The organism is Streptomyces sp. WAC 04229, from assembly GCF_003947455.1.
In the GTDB taxonomy this organism is placed as follows: Bacteria; Actinomycetota; Actinomycetes; order Streptomycetales; family Streptomycetaceae; genus Streptomyces.
This window is the reverse complement of sequence record NZ_QHJH01000150.1, coordinates 1-16,958: the sequence shown is the minus strand read 5'-3', so window position 1 is coordinate 16,958 and position 16,958 is coordinate 1. Positions and strand designations below refer to the sequence as shown.

The window sequence follows — 16,958 nt, the reverse complement described above, 5'->3', positions numbered from 1 at the left end:
GGAGAGGCGGCGGGCTGAGTGGGGGGTGCGGGTTCCGGGAGGTCCGTCGCCGCGGGTGCCGTGGTGGGCGCGGCCGCGGGGTCGGCGACCGGGGCCGCGGAGGCAACGGCGGCCCGGTGCAGGCAGTCGGGCGCGAGCAGGCACCCGCAGCGGATCCCCTCGGCACCGGTCACGACCCCGTCGGGGGCGTGCAGTTCGAGGTCGGTGTCGTCGTCCAGGGCGATCCGCAGCATGTCGCCCTCCCGGACCACAGGCCGTGCCGTCACCTTCGCGACCCCCGCGTCCAGCCGCTTGCGCAGCCTGGGCGTCAGTGCCGCGACGAGCTGGGCCGTCACCGAGGGGGCGACCCTCGGAAGGTGGGCGTTCATCCGATCTTCTCCCCTACCCAGCCGGCGAGTTCGAGAGGGCTGAGGGCCGCCACCGGCATGCCCGCCGCGACGAGCTGCCCGGCGACCGCGGTGGAGTACCGGGGGCGGCCGGTGTCGTCGAGGCTCGCGCAGCCCAGGACATGGCATCCGCTCCCGGCCAGGGCGCGGACCTCGGCGAGCAGGCCCCCCACGGGACAGCCCTCCTCGAAGTCGCTGATGACCACCACGAGTGTGCGGGACGGCACCGTGACGAGTTCGCGGGCGTGCCGCAGCCCCGCGGCGATGTGGGTGCCGCCGCCCACGTGCACCTCGAGCAGCAGGGACAGCGGGTCGTGGACGTGGTCCGTGAGGTCCATGACCTCCGTGGCGAAGGCCAGGAAATGCGTGGACAGTGTGGGCACTCCGGCCAGTACCGACGCGGTGAGGGCGGCCCATACCGTGGACGCCTCCATCGACCCCGACACGTCCGTCACGAGGATCAGCCGCCAGTCGGCTGCCCTTCTGGCCCGGCTACGGAAGACGGGGTGTTCCGGAACGACCAGCACCTTGCCGTCCGGTCCACGGCGTGCGGAGGCCAGGTTGGCCCGCAGGGTGCGGGGCAGGTCGAGGCCGCCTCCGGGACGGCGGCTGGGCCGCGGCAGGACGGCGCCGTGCAGTGCGGGGCGCAGCCGCGTGGCCAACTGTTTGGTCAACGCTTCCACCAGACGCCGGACGAGGGGGCGCAGCGCGGCCAGCCGTGCCTCGGGCAGACCACCCGCGTGCCGCAGGACCGTGCGCAGCAGGTCGACGGACGGTCGCACACTGTCCGGGTCGAGTTCTGCCAGGACGTCCGGTCGGCCCGCCGCGGCCGCCGCCGCCAGCACCTCCTCGCGGACACCCGGGCCGAACAGCGCCGTCAGCTCCTCCGACCATTCCCGCACGCTCGGGTAGGAGGCTTCCCGGCCGCCACCGCCACCTCCGCCGTGGCGCCCGGGGCCGTTCAGCTCGCCCCGGCTGCCCTCGCCCCGGCCGCTGCCGTACAGCTCGTCGAGCGCGGTGGCCGGTGCGGCGGCCGACGGGGGCAACTGATCGGTGCGGCGGCCGAGTACGAGCCGCCAGCGGTCGACGGGGAGGAGGTGGTGAAGCGCGGGGGCGTAGGTCTCGTCCGTTGAGAGATCCGTTGAGAGATCTGTTGAGGGAGAGGGCGGTGCCGGGTCCGCGGGCCGGGTGGGCGAGGGCAGTAGGCCGAGGCCGTCCAGCGTGGCCCGCGCCGTGAGGTCCGCGCGGGTCCACACGGCAAGGGAGGCGCGGTCCATGCGACCCAGGTCGGCCAAGTGGCCCCGCTGTGCCCGATCGGCCGGACCGCCGATTTCCAGGCGCTCCTCGACGGCCGAGAGAAGCCGGTCGCGGGCGGCAGGGCTCAGCGTGTCGAAGCCGCCGCGCAAGGCCGGCAGCCGGTGCAGGAAGTCCCGGTCGGACAGCCCGGACACCCGGTCGAGCAGCGGCTCCAGTGCCGGCGCCGCAGACTCCAGCAGTGGGCCCGCGGCCGTGAGCAGTCCCGTGAGCCGCGCGGTGAGCGCGGAACGGGACTCGCGGTCGGTCGCCGTGTCGACCCAGGCGGCGACGCGGCGGCCGAGGACGTCCGGGTCCTCGTGCCCCAGGAGGACCCGGACCGCCCCGGCGGCGCCACGCATCAGGGGCGATCCCTCCCGCGCGAGCCGGGCCAGGGCGTCGGTCAGGCGTACACCGCCGAGGACGTCGGCCCGGTGCGCGAGTTCCAGCAGCGCGTGCGCGTCCGCCGGGTCCTCGGCACCGGCGAGACCGTCCACCTGGCGCACCGCGGCCGCGGTGAGAACGTCGGCCACGGCATCGGCCCGGACCGCACGGTCCTCGTCGAGGCCGAGCCCCGCGACGTGCCCCGCGCGCAAACGGTCCAGCAGGCCCAGCCCGGTGAGGAGTTCGGGCAGCGTGGCCGAGGCGGGCAGCACGTCGGCGGCCTCCGCAAGACGGGCGTCCGTCAGCTCGGGCAGACCGCACTCCGCCGCCTGCCGAAGTCCGTCCAGCGTCTGCGCCGCCATGGGACCGCCCTCGTCGCGCTCCGTCCGCCGGCGCTCGCGCAGGACACCTTCGGCGGCCTGGGCGGGCGTGACACCGTGCACACCGACCGCGGACAGCACGGCCTCGGTCGCCGGGGTCCAGCGCACCTCCCACCGCGTCGTCAACGCCTCGGCGCCGCCCGCACCGACGACGCCCCTCAGGTCGCCGTACGGCACCCCGCAGACCGTCAGGCGCCGCAGCAGCAGGTCGCGGTCACGGTCGAGGTCGGAGCGCAGGGGATCCAGTCGCAGCTCCTTGGCTGTCGCATTCGGTCCACTCGTCCCACCGGTCCCCCCAGGAACCGTCCCACTGGGCCTCGGGCCGGGCAGTCCCAGTCTCGACAGCTCGGTCTCGACCGCCGGAGCGAGTCCGCTACGCGGCGCGCCCGGCGCGGGACGACCGCCGCGGTCGCCGACGAGGACGCGCTCCATGGCCCGGGCGACGGACCGCCCCCTGCCGTACGGCTCGCCCTGCGCGAGCACCGTCTGGATCGCCTCGACCAGTTCGCCCCGGCCTGCCGCGGGCAGCCCCCGCAACCGGGCCAGGTCCGAGGCCAACCTCGTGATCTCGCGCGCGTCCGCGGGTCCCGACGGATGCCCGAGGCCGCGCAGCTCCGCACACACCCGTACCGCCGTGCGCGTCAGCGCCCGCTCCAGCGCGTCCGGGTCGCCCGCCGCCCGCACCACCAGATGCTGCCACTCGGGGTCCCGGATGCCTGCCGGGTACCCGGACCGTTCGTCCAGGAGGGCGTAGGTGTACGGGATCAGGGAGGTGGTCCACTCGGACGGCTCGGCCTCGCCGGGAGCACCCGGCACGGCACCGGCCGCACCGGCCGCCGCGGCTGCACTGGCCGCCTCGGCCGTATGGTCCGGGGACAGCAGCGCCGGGGCGTGGAAGGCGCCGACAACCACGGCGGCCCGCGCGCCGTCGACGGTGGCGGCGGCCAGACGGGACCGCATCCAGCCCTCCCGCCGCAGATCCAGTTCGGGCACCCCTCCCGAGGACACGGCCTCCTCGCGCAGTGCCCATCCCGTGAGGAGCGCGGCGCGGCGCAGCGCCTCCGGCTGGGATCCCGGAGCGGTGGCCTCGACGAGACGGTCCCACAGGTCCTCACCGGGGCGGCCGGTGAGCCGGGCCCGGAGGGCAGTGGTGAGCCCGGAGCAGGCGGCCTCCGGTGCCGTGGGCGAGGCAGGCGCACCCGGCCGCCTCCCCGCACGCCACGCGCGGTCGGCCAACGGCAGGTCGCACGCGACGACCGGGACACCGCGGCGGGTGGCCCAGCGCACGGCGGCCAGTTCGGGGGAGAAGTCGGCGAACGGATAGAAGGCCGGCCCCCCGCCCTCCCGCGGACCGGCGGCGGCGAGGGCCACCGGCGCCCGTGTGTCCTCGTGTCCCAGCCACGGCAGCCACTCCTGCATCTCGGCGGGCAGCTCGACCAGGAGCACGTCCGGCGCGGCCGCGTCCAGCAGCGCGGGCATGACCGCGGCCAGCGACGGCGCGTGGTGCCGTACGCCGATGAGGTAGGGCGCGGCCGGGTCGGTGAGCGCGGCCACCGCTTCGTCCGGGGGCGGCGAGGGAGAGAGCGGAGAGGGCGGAGCAGAGAGCGGGGTGGGCGGGGAGACGGACACGGCTGTCAGCCCTCCAGAACCGTGCGCAGGTCCCACAGGGTGCGCCAGGTGGCCGAACCCTGCTCCGCGCGGCGCCGGACCGGACCGTCCCAGTAGCCGCGCAGCCGGGCCGCGTCGGCCGGGTCGTCCTTGCGGACCACGCCGAGGAGGTGCCCCGGGAGCAACCCGAGTACGTCCCGGTCCCCGGGGAAGTAGGCCGCCGCCAGCCCGAGGGCGCCCGCGACGGACACGGCCTCGGCGGTGCTCATCACGGTGGACGGCCGCTCGACCTCCCAGCCCTCCGCCGAACGGCCCTCACGCAGGTCACGGAAGGCGACGACGAGCGCCTCCAGGACGGCCTCGTCCACCTGGAACGGCGCCCCGGCACGCTCGACCGATGCCCGCGCCTGACTGCGGACCAGTGCCGTCTCGGCGTCGAGGTCCGGAATGGGGCCGACCGTCTCGAAGTTGAACCGGCGTTTGAGGGCCGCCGACATCTCGGAGACTCCCTTGTCGCGCAGGTTGGCGGTGGCGATCAGGTTGAAACCGGGCGCGGCGTGCGCCAGGGCGTCGTCCGTGCCGGAGAGCTCGGGGACGGCGATGCGCCGTTCGGAGAGCAGGGAGACCAGGGCGTCCTGCACCTCCGGCAGGCAGCGGGTCACCTCCTCGACGCGGGCGATGCCGCCCCGGGCCATGGCGGTCAGGACGGGGGAGGGGACGAGGGCCGTGCGGCTGGGGCCCTGGGCCAGCAGCAAGGCGTAGTTCCAGCCGTACTTGAGCTGGTCCTCGGTCGTACCCGCCGTGCCCTGCACGACCAGCCCGCTCGTGCCGCAGACGGCCGCCGACAGCAACTCGGACAGCATGGACTTGGCGGTACCGGGCTCGCCCACCAGCAGCAGTCCGCGCTCCCCGGCGAGCGTGACGACGCACCGCTCCACCAGCGCCCGGTCGCCGACGAACTTGCCCTCCACCACCATCCGGCGGGGTACGCCCACGGGTGCCCGGGCGTCGTCGGGCAGCCGCAGGGCACGGCCGTCGCTGCCCATGACGAAGGTGACCACGGCCTGGGGCGTGAGCCGCCAGGCGGGAGGGCGCGGGCCGTCGTCGTAGGCGGCGAGGAAGGCCAGCTCGGTGGCGTACCGGTCCTCGGGCGGGACGATCTGGCGGGTGGTGTCGGGGGTGAGGGTGGCGGTCATCGAGGGATCTTCCGGTGGGCTCGGACAGAGGGCGTGGAGCGGTCGCGTGGCGGGCGAGGGCACGCCGCCTCTGCGGGTGCGGGTGCGGGTGCGGGTGCGGACGTGGAGGCGAGTGCGGGTGCCTGGCTGGGCGGGTGCACGGTCGTCATCGGCGGCGGCCCTTCCGCGTGGCGCGGGTGGTGAGTTCCTCGTAGGCGGGGGCGTCCTGGGCCCGCACCCGGTCCCAGGCACGGGCGAACAACTCGGGCACCGGGAACGGCGGAACGGCGCGCAGCCCTTCGCGGACCGGGTAGAGACTCTCCTTCCACGTCTCCACCGGCAGGGCGGGCGCCTTGAGGTCGCGCCAGCCGCACGGCAGGAAGAGGGAACGGCCGGCCCGGGAACGCTTGGCCTCGACCACCAGCTTTGTGGCCGCGAGTTCGGCCCGGGCCTTCTTCAACCGGGCGGGCCGCCACCCGGTCCACCGGGCGCAGTTGCGGTCCGTCGGGTCGGGCAGCGCGAGCAGTTGCAGGTACAGCGCCGCCGCGTCCTCGCTCAGGCCGTGCTCCGACGCGACCTCCGCGACGAGTGCGGGAACGCTGACCGTGGGGTCCTGCGCGGGTCCGACGGGCCCCGCGGGGTCCTGACCGGCGGCCAGGGCCCGGGCCAGTTCCTCGTCCAGGACGGACCGCAGGGCCCGCATGCCGGAACCGCGCGCGGCACCCACCAGCCCCTCCAGCAGCCCGAACACGGCGTCGTCCGGCCCGGTGAGGCCCGCGGGACGCACCAGCACGGTCTCGTTGTCGCCGTGCCAGGGGCGCAGGACGAGAGCCTCACCGACCCGGACCGCCCCGTCCGCGTCGGCGCCCCCGGAGGTGGGCAGACCGTAGGCCTTCCGCAGCTCGGCGGCGGTGGTTCCGCCCTTCTCCGTCCACTCGACGCCCAGGTCGAGCAGCAGTGCCGGGTCGGCGAGGCGGCGGCGCAGCGCGGCCAGGCCCTCCGGCAGAGCCGCGCGCAGGGGATGGCCGTAGGGCAGGGCGTAGGCGAGCGAGGTGAGGGTGGCGACCGCGCCGGTCAGAGCGTGGCGTCCGGGCACCGCGGCGGGGTCCTCCGCGACGAGCCGGCCGTCGTTGTCGGGACGCTGGACCGTGGTACGGCTGAGCCACGCGGTGCGTGCCGGGTTGAGCACCGCCTCCGCGGACCCGGTCGGCAGGCCGTCGAGCGCGGGAGCCAGGTCCTCGGGCACACGGACGAGAGAACCGAGGCGCGCGGCCCACGTCCGGCCCGCGGCACCCGTGTCCGGCCCCGTCGTCCACAGCTCGGCCGGGTCGTCGGGCAGCAGAGCGCCGACGAGCGCGGCCCGCTCCGTGGCGGGGAGCGTGTTCAGCATGGCATTGCCCGCGTCCAGCTGACGGGGCTTGAGTCCCACCGCGGCCAGGGACTCGGCGTCGAGCTGCTCCGGCTGTCCGGCGAGGAGGACCGTGGCCTGGAGCGGTCCCACCCCGGCGTGCGTCGATGTGGCGAGTGCGGTGGGCGCCTCCGGCTGCCAGGGCGCGGCCCCCTTGTCCCGGACCAACCGGGTGACGGCGGCGAGGGTGTCGGCGGGAAGGCCCGGGGTGTGCCGCGTCTCGCGCTCCAGCGTGAAGTGGGCGACGGCCCCGAACACGCCCGTCGGATCGTGGTCGAGAGCCAGCCAGTTGACCCGCTCACGCCCGTAGTCGATGTTCTGGCAGCCGAGGACGACCACGGTCCGGCCGTCCCGGCGCAGCACCTGCCCGGCCCGCTCCCGCTGGCTGCGCTTGTCCTGCGGCTCGCTCAGGACGATCTCCCGCAGTCCCTGCCCGGGTGCGGCGAGCGGCCCTTCGCCCAGGGCCTCGAACAGCAGGAGCAGTGCCTGCCTTTCAGCCGCGGGGACGGTGGGCGCCGTCGCGCGGTAGGCCAGCGGTCGCGCCACTGTCAGCAGGGACGGCCACACCAGGCCGATGCCCGGGATGGTGTGCTCGTCGCTGCGCCAGCCGCCGCCGAGGGCGTCCAGACGGGTGCGGTCGGGCAACCGCCTGCCGTCGGCGGGGCGTCCCGAGAGCACGTGGTTCACGGCGCGGATCTGGCGCAGTGCCGTCCACTGGTGGTCGCCGCCCCAGACCCCCCACATGTGGGCCAGACCGCGGGTGGCCGTGCGCAGGGTGTGGTCGTCGCCGTGCTCGGGGCGGTAGTCCGCGAACATGCCCTCGGTCCGCTTCCGTTCCCGCTTCGGCTGTTCGACGGGCGGTGCCACGAACCGGGCGACCGTGTCGGCGATCTGCAGAGTCGTGCGGACCAGGGCCGCCACACCGGCCAGGATCCGCTGGTCCGTGAGGCCGGGCAGAGACCGGGACACGGCCTGCCGCACGACCTCCTCGGCGGACGGCACGGTGGGCTTGACCGCGGTGGCGCCGCCGTCCGACCCGTCGCCCTCGCCCGCGGCCTTCACCAGCGCCTGCCGGTCGGCGAGTGCGCGCGCCGCCTCGCCCAGTACCTGGGCGGCCTGTTCGTCGGTGCAGGTGCGCAGTATCGCCGACGCGCTCTCGTCCCGGGGGCGCAGCGCGTGCCAGAAGGCGACCGGCGGCACCAGCGGGGTACCGGCGGCGAACTCGCCGCCGCGCTCGTGCGGTGTCACCCGGCCGAGTTCACCTGCCCGCGTACCGTCGTCCTGCGCGAACAGCGTGATCTGGCGTCGCGTCCGGGCGACGACGGGGGCGGCGCCGCCGGGCAGCCGCAGCGCACCGAGCGGGACGAGACGTTCGCCGTGCCGGGCGGCGGTGAGCGTGACGGTGCGGCCGTCGGGCGTCCCCGTGGTCGTACGCGCCTCGTCGGCCTCGTCCTCGGTACGCACCCAACGGCCCAGCACGGCGCCGTCGGTGCCGAACGGACTCTGCTCCAAACCGGGTTGCAGGGGCAGCACCTCGCACCAGTCCTGCAACAGCGTCGCGCCGTCCCGGATGCCGGAGCGCAGGAAGACGGGCAGGGACGCGCGCCCGTGCGAGCCGGTCGCCGGGTCGTACTCCAGCCACACGTGCTGCCGCCCGTGGCGGCCCTGGCGCCAGTACAAGGTGCCGTCCCCGATCACCGGACGGGTGGTGGGCAGGACGGTGTCGCCGGCGTGCAGGGTGCGACCGCCGGTGGCGCGGCCCCCGTCGGGCAGCGGGACGGACGGGGCGACCGCGTCGTCGTTGCGCCACCACTGCGAGATCCGCTCACCGGTGAGTGTGACCACCTCGGACGGCCGGTTGGACCAGTAGCCGCGCTGTTTGCCGTCGTGCCACCACACCACCAGCAGCTCGCCGTCGCTGTAGCGGAACTGCGGTCGCTGCCAGCGGTCCAGGTCGGCCGGGAGGCGCAAGTCGTGTTCCAGGAGAACGGCGTCCGGGCCCACGACGACCGCCTTGTGTCCGCGGCTGAGAATCAGGCAGGGCCACGCCTCGTTGACGATGAGCGTATTGTCGCGGCCCTTGCTCTGGCGGGTCTCGGTGTCGAGGATCCGCAGGGCTTCTTCGAGGGCGGGCCAGCCGAGTTCGTCGAGGATGCCGGCCCGCAGGGTGCGGGCGAGCAGCGGGGCCGCCTCGAAGGCGGCGGCTCGGGCGACGGCTGCCGGGTTGACCCGGGGCGCGACCGGCCGGAAGGGGCTCAGCCGGTGCAGTGCCTCGCGGGCGCCGGGCAGTCCCCTCGCGTCGGCCAGTTGGCCGACCGCGCCGTCCAGCCACTCCCGCAGTACGTCGCGGAGTACGGGGTGGCCGGCGAGGTGCTCCAGTACCGAGCCCGACTGCCGGCTGTGGCTCGTGGCACCGACGGCCCTCAGCAGGAGGGGCCGCAGCCGGGGGTCCGCCGCGAGGGCCGCCAGATCGCGTCGTTCGGGATCGGTGTCGCGCACCCAGCGGTCCAGCCCGAGGTGGACCTCGGTGCCGGGATCCGGCAGCGCGAGGGGGATGTCCAACGCCACGCACAGGTCCAGCAGGCCGATGTCGGCACCCACCTGCCGACGGCCGGTGAAGAGGTCGACGGCCCGCCCGTCGGCCCTTAGCCGGGCCGCCATCCGGGAGACGAGAGCGAGCGTGGCGGGGGAGCTGCCGCACGTCGTGGCACCGTGCTTGCGGTGGGCGGCCCAACGGCCGAGCCAGTCCGCGGCGTCGACGGCGACCGTCGTGTCTTCTCCGGTGAGCAGCCGGTCGGCGCCGCACTCGGTCAGCAGCGCCAGCCAGAACTCGTCGCTCTTGGCACTGCGATCGAGCCCGGCCGGCATGATCTCCAGCAGCCGCTCACGGACGGCCGGCCGCCGCTCGGCCAGGACGGTCAGGGTCGCCCGGTAGGCGGTCCAGAAGGAGGCGGGCGCCCGGACTGCGGCGGGGGAGGCGACCAGGTCGGCGACGAGATCGCCCTCCGTCTCCACCCGGGGCAGTCCGGCCGCCTTGATCAGCACACGCGCGTCCTGCGGGAGGGACGCGTACGGCGGCATGCCGGCCGCACAGCGCTCCACCGCCAACTGCCGGAACTGGGCCCACGCCTCGCCGGCGTCCAGCCGGTCGGCGAGATCCTTCACATGCTGCTTCAGCGCCTTGACCGTCAGTGCCCCGGCGAAGGCGAACTCCAGGAAGACCGCCCGCTGCCGGTCCTCGTCGACGGTGAGCGCGTGCACCCGCTCGGCGTCACGGGCCTTGCCGAAGAAAGCCGCGGCGTAGGTGGTGTTGTCGTACTGGAGGAAGATCCGCGCTGCCTGCTCGTAGAAGGTGGGCAGGAAGTGCGGCACGGCACGGCCGAGCCGTTCGCCGAGCTGCTCGAAGCCCTCCTTGGCGGTGCCGGGGCGGGACTTGGCCTGGCGCGCGAGCCGCTCGACGTCCTTGACCAGGGCGAGCGCGTGGTGGCCGTTGGCCGGGTCGTTCACCAGCGCCCAGGCGGGGAAGCCCAGGGTCTGCCGCCTGATCTGCCCGACCTCCTCGGTCTCCGCATCCCGCACGAGTCCGAGGAAGTCCAGGGCGAGGTCCTCCGCCTCACCGAGGGTGCCGGGCACGAGCCGGACGACACTGCGGTCGCCGAGCGCGGCATGGCTGTAGGTGCGCACGGTGAGGGTGTCGGCGTCCTCCCGTGCCGTACTGCCCGGCGGCAGGAGGGCCCCGGCGTCGAGCAGGGCGGCGACGGTGGCGTCGTCGTGGGCGGTGCTCCCACCTGCGGCGGTGCCCCCGCGTGCGGTGGTGCGGGCGTCGGCCGCCCCGGTGGCGTTCACGGTGCTCACGCGGCGCGCTCCTCGTCCTCGATGTCGCGGCCCGCGTACAGCGCGGCGGCCATGCGCATGCCCTCCGACCATGCCACCGGCCCGATCCGGCCCAGCCTCAGCTCCCGTCCCGCGGCGTCGGCCCAGGTCAGCGGACCCGTCTCGGTCTCCTCGTAACTGTCGTAGTCGCCGACCCACACCCGGGCCTCCACGCTCCGGCCGTCCTCCCAGGCGGAGCAGACGGCGTACCCGCCGCGCACGCGGTGGCCGAGCTGGGTGACCCGCCCGTGCAGGAAGCGCAGTTCCTTGAACGTGCCGCCCGCGTACTCCTCGACGGACGTGGCTTCGGCGTCCAGCGCCGCGGGGCGGTGCCACACCTCGCGGAAGAGCTGCTGGGCCCGCTGCTCGACGCCGAGTTCGACGGCGAACTCCCGCAGATCCTCCAGATCTTCGAGGAGCACGGGGTGCGGCAGGTGGACGAGGGAGGGAGAGATGCGCACCGTGTCCCCGTCGAGGTCGACGAGGCCGAGACCGCGCTCGGGGTCGGCGTCCCGCAGGAAGCCCGCGACCTCGCCGTCGGCGCCGGTGACGACGAGATCGCGCAGCGCGGACCGCCAGGCGGGGTCGGCCCACACCCGGGTGAGAACGTCGAGGGGGACGGGCAGTGACCGCACCATCCACCGCTCGACGTCGGTGAGGCACTGGCGTTCGTGCCGCTCCAGCCACTCGACGAGCTGCCGCAGCCCGACCACGGCCGGATCGTCCGCGAGCTTCGCCGGGACCGACTTCAGCCGTCGCCCCGCCGCGTTGCGGCAGACCACCTTCCCGTCGTCCAGGGCGACCTCGTAGTCCCCGGCCGTCACCCACCCCATGAGTGCCTCCCCGCACCGCAGTGATCAACTGCTGAAAACTGTAGGCGAGACCACTGACAGCGCCCTCGGCGCAAGGGACGGCCAAAGCGGAGAGACCCCTGAGTCGCCCTCAGTCGTCCAGACGGACCGGCATCAGCAGCGAGAACGTGTCCTCGTCGTCGGTCCGCCGGATCGCGAGCGGCGCCGTCGGTGCGCCGAACTCCAGGACCAGCCGGTCCCGCCCCGCGGCGGCGAGCGCGTCCAGCAGGAACCCGCGGTCGACGGCGACGACGTCCCGGCTCTCGTCCCCCTCCCCGCACACGGCCACGGTGCCGTCGTCCGTCACGTCGAGCACACTCGTCTCCTGCGCGGTCCCGCCCTCTTCGCGCACCTCGCCGGCGCGGACGGGCCCGTCCGTCAGAGCCGTCCGGAAGGCGGCCACGTCGACGACTGCCCGCAGTCCGGCCGGCAGTCGCACCAGGCGCCGGTAGTCGGGGAAGTCGTACGCGAGGCGCGGCCCGGCCGCCTGCCGGTCACCGGCCTCCAGCGTCACACGGTCGCCCTCCACCCGTAGGTGGACGGGCCCGTCGCCGCCCAGCAGGGCGCGCATGGCGTCCGCGAGCGGGGCGGGCACGATGACCTGGTCACGTGGCCCGCCGTGGCCGGCGGCGGTCGTACGCGCGACGGCCATCCGGTACCGGTCGGTGGCCACGACGTGCAGCGTGTCGCCCTCCACGTCGAACAGGACCCCGCCGAGCATCGGCAGCTCGGGGTCGGCGCCGACGGCGAAACGGACCGCGTCGAGCGCGGCGGCCAGCCCGTCGGCGGGCACGGACAGCCGGACGGCGTCGGTACGGGGCGAAGCGGTCATGGGACTCTCCCTCTGGTCGAGCAGGACTCGGAGTGCGGAGAACTCGCTGCGGGCATCGGCCAGCCCCTGTTCGAGCCGGCGCAGGTGCGCCTGGAGGAGACCGCGCACGAGGTCCGTGTCCGAGCCGGACCAGCCGGCCAGCACCAGCCGGATGTCCGCCAACGGCATCCCGGCCCGCCGCAGCCGTGCCAGCAGCCGGGCCTCGTCCAGCTGCCCGGGCGCGTACCAGCGGTAGCCGCTCACCGGATCCACCCAGGCGGGCACCAGTACACCGGCACGGTCGTAGAACCGCAGGGCGCTCACGCCCAGTCCGCTGTCGCGGGCCATCTCCCCAATGCTGCGCATCTCGCTCTCCACGTCCGGAACCCTGGGCCCTTGACCAGGTCGAGGGTCAATCCGACCCGGATGCACCGGAGCCCCCGCAGGACGCGCCCTCGCGTCTGCCATTCTTGCGCCGTGCAGAAGCCCAGCGCCGTCACGCCCGACGCCCCCGCGCCGATACGCACCCCGCTCCTCACCCAGGAGTGGCTCGACCTCGCCTTCGTCCACTGGGCCGTGGATCCCGCCGACGTGGCGGGACTCATGCCGCGCGGCACCGTCCCCGACACGCACGACGGGCTCACGTACGTCGGGCTGGTCGCCTTCCGGATGCACAGGGTCGGCTGGTTCCGGCTGCCCGGCATTCCGTACCTCGGTTCGTTCCCGGAGACCAACGTCCGCCTGTACAGCGTGGACGCGCATGGCCGCCGTGGCGTGGTCTTCCGGTCGATGGACGCCTCGCGGCTGATCCCGGTGGTGATGGGGCGCGTCGGTTTCCGGCTGCCCTACCTGTGGTCCCGCATGAGCGTCCGCACCGCCGGCGAGACCGTGACCTACACCAGCTCCCGCCGCTGGCCCGGCCCGCGCGGCGCCCACAGCCGCATCACCGTACGGCCCGGCGAACGCATCCACGAGCCGACCGCCCTGGAGCACTTCCTCACCGCCCGCTGGGGCATGCACAACATGTTCTTCGGCGGGGCGGCGTACCTGCCCAACCACCACCCCCGCTGGCCTCTGCACCGGGCCCGGCTCGTCACGTGTGACGAGGACCTGGTCGCGGGCGCCGGCATCGAGGCCCCCACCGGCGCCCCGGTGAGCGTCCTCTACTCGCCCGGCGTCCCCGCCCGCCTCGGCCGCCCCGCCCTCGCGGCGAAATCCTGACTCCCACCGATTCCTATGTCGACGCGGGCGGGCCCGGGGAGCGGAGCACCAGCAGGGTGATCTCGCTGGGGGCGAAGACGCGGAACGGCGGGCCCCAGAATCCGGTGCCGCGGCTGGTGTAGAGGAGCGTGCGGGAGCCGTGCTCGCTGAGGCCGGCGAGGGCGGGCTGGTCGAGGCGGACGAGGTGGTGGAAGGGCCAGATCTGGCCGCCGTGGGTGTGGCCGGAGAGCTGGAGGTCGATGCCGGCGGCCGCCGCGCGGTCGACGAACTTGGGCTGGTGTGCCAGGAGCAGGACGGGCAGGTCGGGGTCGGCGCCGTCCAGGGCCCCGGCGAGGTGGGCGCGGTGGCCCGCCAGGCCGGAGGACTCGGCGGTGACGTCGTCCACGCCCGCGACCACGAGGGTGTCGCCTCCGCGTTCGAGCAGCACATGGCGGTTGCGCAGCGGCTCCCAGCCCAGCTCGTCCATCAGGTCGACCCAGCCCTGGGCCTCGCTGTAGTACTCGTGGTTGCCGGTGACGTAGACCCGGGCCCGGGTGGCCCGGACGGTCCCGAGCGGGGCGGCCTGGGCGCGGCGTCGTTCGGCCGTGCCGTCCGCGATGTCGCCGGTGTGGCAGACCAGGTCGGCCTCCAGGGTGTTCACCGTCTCGCACACCCGTGCCGACCAGCGGGCGCGATCGAGGGGACCGTAGTGGGTGTCGGTGATGAGGGCGACGCGCGTGCCGTCCAACCCGGCTCCCAGCCGGGGGAGTTGCACGTCGAGCCGGCGCACGCGTGGCACGCGGCGTGCCTCGGCGTACCCCCAGGCGAGCAGGACGGCTGTCACGCCGAGGACGGTCCATGTGACGATGCGGGCCCGGTCCTGCCCGTCGCCGACGCCGGCCACGGTCAGGGCGAGCCGAAGGAGGACGCCGAGCAGGACGGACCACGTGAACAGAACCCAGCCGGCGCCCAGCAGGGTGTCTCCGACGATCGCCGCCCGGTCCTGCTGACGTCGGCCGTGGCCGCGCGCCATCGCGAGCGGCATCCCGACGAGGCCGAGCACGAACAGCGCGCTGGCGACCAACGTGACGGACAGCGGCCAGTGCTGCCCGGCGTACAGGAGCACCCAGCAGGGCACGGCCCACAGGAGTACGGGGGCGACCAGGGGGAGGTAGCGCATCAGACGGTGCAGTCGGCTCTGCCGCGCAGTTCGCGCCTCGCTGTCGGCGGGTCGGGTGTCGCTGGTGTCGGTCACGCTGCCCCTCTCTGACCAAGGCGGCCGTCTCGCGCACTGTATCCGGTCGCCCTCGGGCAGTCCGGACCGGCAGTGAGGGGGCACCGCACGTCGGGAACCCGCCCCCGGCTCTGGAGAAAGCCGGGTTTCCGAGGGCTGTAGGAACAGAGGAGGTTCTTCGTCTGCTGGTGGTACACGGCCTGATCCGCCGCTGAATCGAGGAAACGAGTGGAGTCGCCCAAGAAGAAGCCAAGTTGGTCCGCTCATGCCCGGATCTTGGTGGCGGGGGCCGCGCTGGGCGTCGATGCCGGGGGTGTTTCTTGGATCACCACATGGTTCCGCACCGGCAGGTCCTGGCCGTCGTCCGTCGGCTGAGCGGTGCGGCGCGGGAGGCGGCGGAGGGTGTGCCCGTGCTAACGTTGCGCTTTTGCTGTGTCGCTGTTCGGTGCTCCGTTGGGTATCTCTGATCGGCGGCCGCTTCCTTGCCGCGCCTTCCTCGGTACGGTCCTTTCGGAGGAAGGCTCTCTGTGAGCGAATCAGTACGTGCCGGTGCTCGGCAGCAGGACTGTGTGTCCGAGGCGTCGGGCGTAACTGCGGCGATGCCCGCCGTTGCCTCCTTCGCACGGCTGGGACTGCCGACCGAGGTTCTGCAGGTGCTCGACGAGCATGGTGTCACCGTGCCCTTCCCAGTCCAGGCGGCGGCGCTGCCGAATGCGCTCGCGGGACGGGACGTCCTGGGCCGGGGCCGCACAGGATCCGGCAAGACGCTCGCCTTCGGCCTGGGGATGCTCGCCCGGACGGCCGGGCGGCGCGCGCAGCCCAAGGAGCCGCTGGCGCTCGTTCTGGTGCCCACCAGGGAGCTGGCGCAGCAGGTCGGTGAGGCGCTCACCCCGTACGCCGAGGCGCTGCGGCTGCGGCTCGCGACCGTGGTGGGCGGTGTGTCCATCGGACGGCAGGCCGCTGTGCTGAGGGACGGCGCCGAGATCGTCGTCGCCACGCCCGGTCGGCTGCACGACCTCATCGAGCGCAAGGGCTGCCGCCTGGGACGGGTGGGCATCACGGTCCTGGACGAGGCCGACCAGATGTGTGACATGGGGTTCCTGCCGCAGGTCACAGAGATCCTGGACCAGGTGCGTCCCGATGGGCAGCGCATGCTGTTCTCAGCCACCCTCGACCGCGACGTCGATCAGCTGGTGCAGCGCTATCTGCGCGAGCCCGCCGTCCACTCCGTGGACCCCTCCTCGAGCGCGGTCTCCTCGATCGAGCACCACGTCTTCGTCGTGCACGGCCCGGACCGGTACGCCGTGGCCACCGAGATCGCCGCCCGGGACGGGCGCGTCCTGATGTTCCTGGACACCAAGCACGGCGTCGACCAGCTCACGCGGCATCTGCGCGCCAGCGGCGTGGCCGCCGCCGCCCTGCACAGCGGGAAGTCCCAGCCGCAGCGCACCCGGACCCTGGCCCAGTTCAAGATCGGGCAGATCACCGCGCTGGTGGCGACGAACGTCGCCGCACGCGGCCTGCACGTCGACGACCTCGACCTCGTGGTCAACGTCGACCCGGCCACCGACCCGAAGGACTATCTGCACCGTGCCGGACGCACGGCTCGGGCCGGTCGCTTCGGCACCGTCGTGACACTCGTACTGTCGGGGCAGCGCCGCGAGACGAGCCAGGTCATGGCGTACGCCGACGTCGCTCCCAAGGTCACCAAAGTGCGGTCAGGCGAGGCGGAACTGAGCCGGATCACCGGCGCAAGGGCTCCCTCCGGAGAGCCTCTCGACGGCGGGTCGGCTGTATCGCGCCCCAAGAACCACAACGCCCCGTTCCGCGGCCTGGGGAGCGCCAAGGACGCGAAGAGCGGCTCCGGTGGCAGGTCGTCCCGGAAAAGCAGCGATGCCCGCAAGCTCGCGGAGGCCCGCAAGGCAGCCCGGGTGCGGCGCGGCGGCTGAGTCCGGCTTCCCGGAGGACGAGAGGTGTGTTCGTCTTCGCTGCTGGACGGACCTGCGGGACGGACCTGCGGGACGGGATACCGGCCGGGGTGCGCCGACCGTGCTAGTGATCTGGTCTTGAGTTCACGTCTCGCCACGTGAGTCGTGGTTCGTTTCAGATTTCGGCTCGGGCGGTGACAGCGGCTGGAGGCTGCGGTCTGCTGGAGGAATGGGGGACAGCAGGCTGCAACCGCTGGTGTTATCCGAGGACGAGCGGCTGGTGTTGCAGGGGTGGGCCAAACGCCGGACGACCGCGCAGGGTCTGGCCAAGCGGGCACGGATCGTGCTGGCCTGCGCGGACGGACTCAGCAACACCGCGGTGGCCGCCCGGCTGGACACCGATCGTGGGACCGTTGCCCGGTGGCGG

9 protein-coding genes and 1 pseudogene are annotated in these 16,958 nt (G+C 74.2%); 3 read left to right on the top strand and 7 right to left on the bottom strand.

The window, feature by feature from the left end; all coding sequences use genetic code 11:
- From DMH12_RS28840 to DMH12_RS28815, 6 genes and pseudogenes are all read right to left on the bottom strand, one after another.
- Positions 1–368: pseudogene (locus DMH12_RS28840) on the bottom strand (SWIM zinc finger family protein); the annotation flags it as partial.
- Positions 365–4,072, bottom strand: coding sequence for a DUF5682 family protein (locus tag DMH12_RS28835; protein ID WP_185832603.1), 3,708 nt, complete (start codon positions 4,070–4,072; stop codon positions 365–367). The pseudogene DMH12_RS28840 and the gene DMH12_RS28835, both read right to left, overlap by 4 nt.
- A gap of 5 nt (positions 4,073–4,077) precedes the next feature.
- Positions 4,078–5,247: an AAA family ATPase gene (locus DMH12_RS28830; RefSeq protein ID WP_125494374.1), complete on the bottom strand. Its 1,170-nt coding sequence runs from the start codon at positions 5,245–5,247 to the stop codon at positions 4,078–4,080.
- Between the two features lie 145 nt (positions 5,248–5,392).
- Positions 5,393–10,561 (bottom strand): hypothetical protein, encoded by a 5,169-nt coding sequence (locus DMH12_RS28825; RefSeq protein WP_399189145.1) that lies wholly within the window; start codon positions 10,559–10,561, stop codon positions 5,393–5,395.
- Positions 10,486–11,340 (bottom strand): DUF4132 domain-containing protein, encoded by an 855-nt coding sequence (locus DMH12_RS28820; protein ID WP_125494373.1) that lies wholly within the window; start codon positions 11,338–11,340, stop codon positions 10,486–10,488. Before DMH12_RS28820 ends, DMH12_RS28825 begins: the two co-directional genes overlap by 76 nt.
- A 109-nt stretch (positions 11,341–11,449) precedes the next feature.
- Positions 11,450–12,535: a MerR family transcriptional regulator gene (locus DMH12_RS28815; protein ID WP_125494372.1), complete on the bottom strand. Its 1,086-nt coding sequence runs from the start codon at positions 12,533–12,535 to the stop codon at positions 11,450–11,452.
- A 111-nt stretch (positions 12,536–12,646) separates the two neighbouring features.
- Between DMH12_RS28815 and DMH12_RS28810 the strand changes: the two genes are divergently transcribed.
- Positions 12,647–13,390 (top strand): YqjF family protein, encoded by a 744-nt coding sequence (locus DMH12_RS28810; protein ID WP_125494371.1) that lies wholly within the window; start codon positions 12,647–12,649, stop codon positions 13,388–13,390.
- 13 nt (positions 13,391–13,403) lie between these two features.
- Here the strand turns inward: DMH12_RS28810 and DMH12_RS28805 are convergent, their stop codons facing one another.
- On the bottom strand, positions 13,404–14,624 hold the full coding sequence (locus DMH12_RS28805; protein ID WP_125494370.1) for a metallophosphoesterase: 1,221 nt from the start codon (positions 14,622–14,624) through the stop codon (positions 13,404–13,406).
- A 578-nt stretch (positions 14,625–15,202) separates the two neighbouring features.
- Between DMH12_RS28805 and DMH12_RS28800 the strand changes: the two genes are divergently transcribed.
- Together DMH12_RS28800 and DMH12_RS28795 are read left to right on the top strand one after the other, a co-directional pair.
- On the top strand, positions 15,203–16,552 hold the full coding sequence (locus tag DMH12_RS28800; protein ID WP_260474376.1) for a DEAD/DEAH box helicase: 1,350 nt from the start codon (positions 15,203–15,205) through the stop codon (positions 16,550–16,552).
- Between the two features lie 208 nt (positions 16,553–16,760).
- On the top strand, positions 16,761–16,958 hold a 198-nt coding region (locus DMH12_RS28795; RefSeq protein WP_148107555.1), incomplete at its 3' end, for a helix-turn-helix domain-containing protein.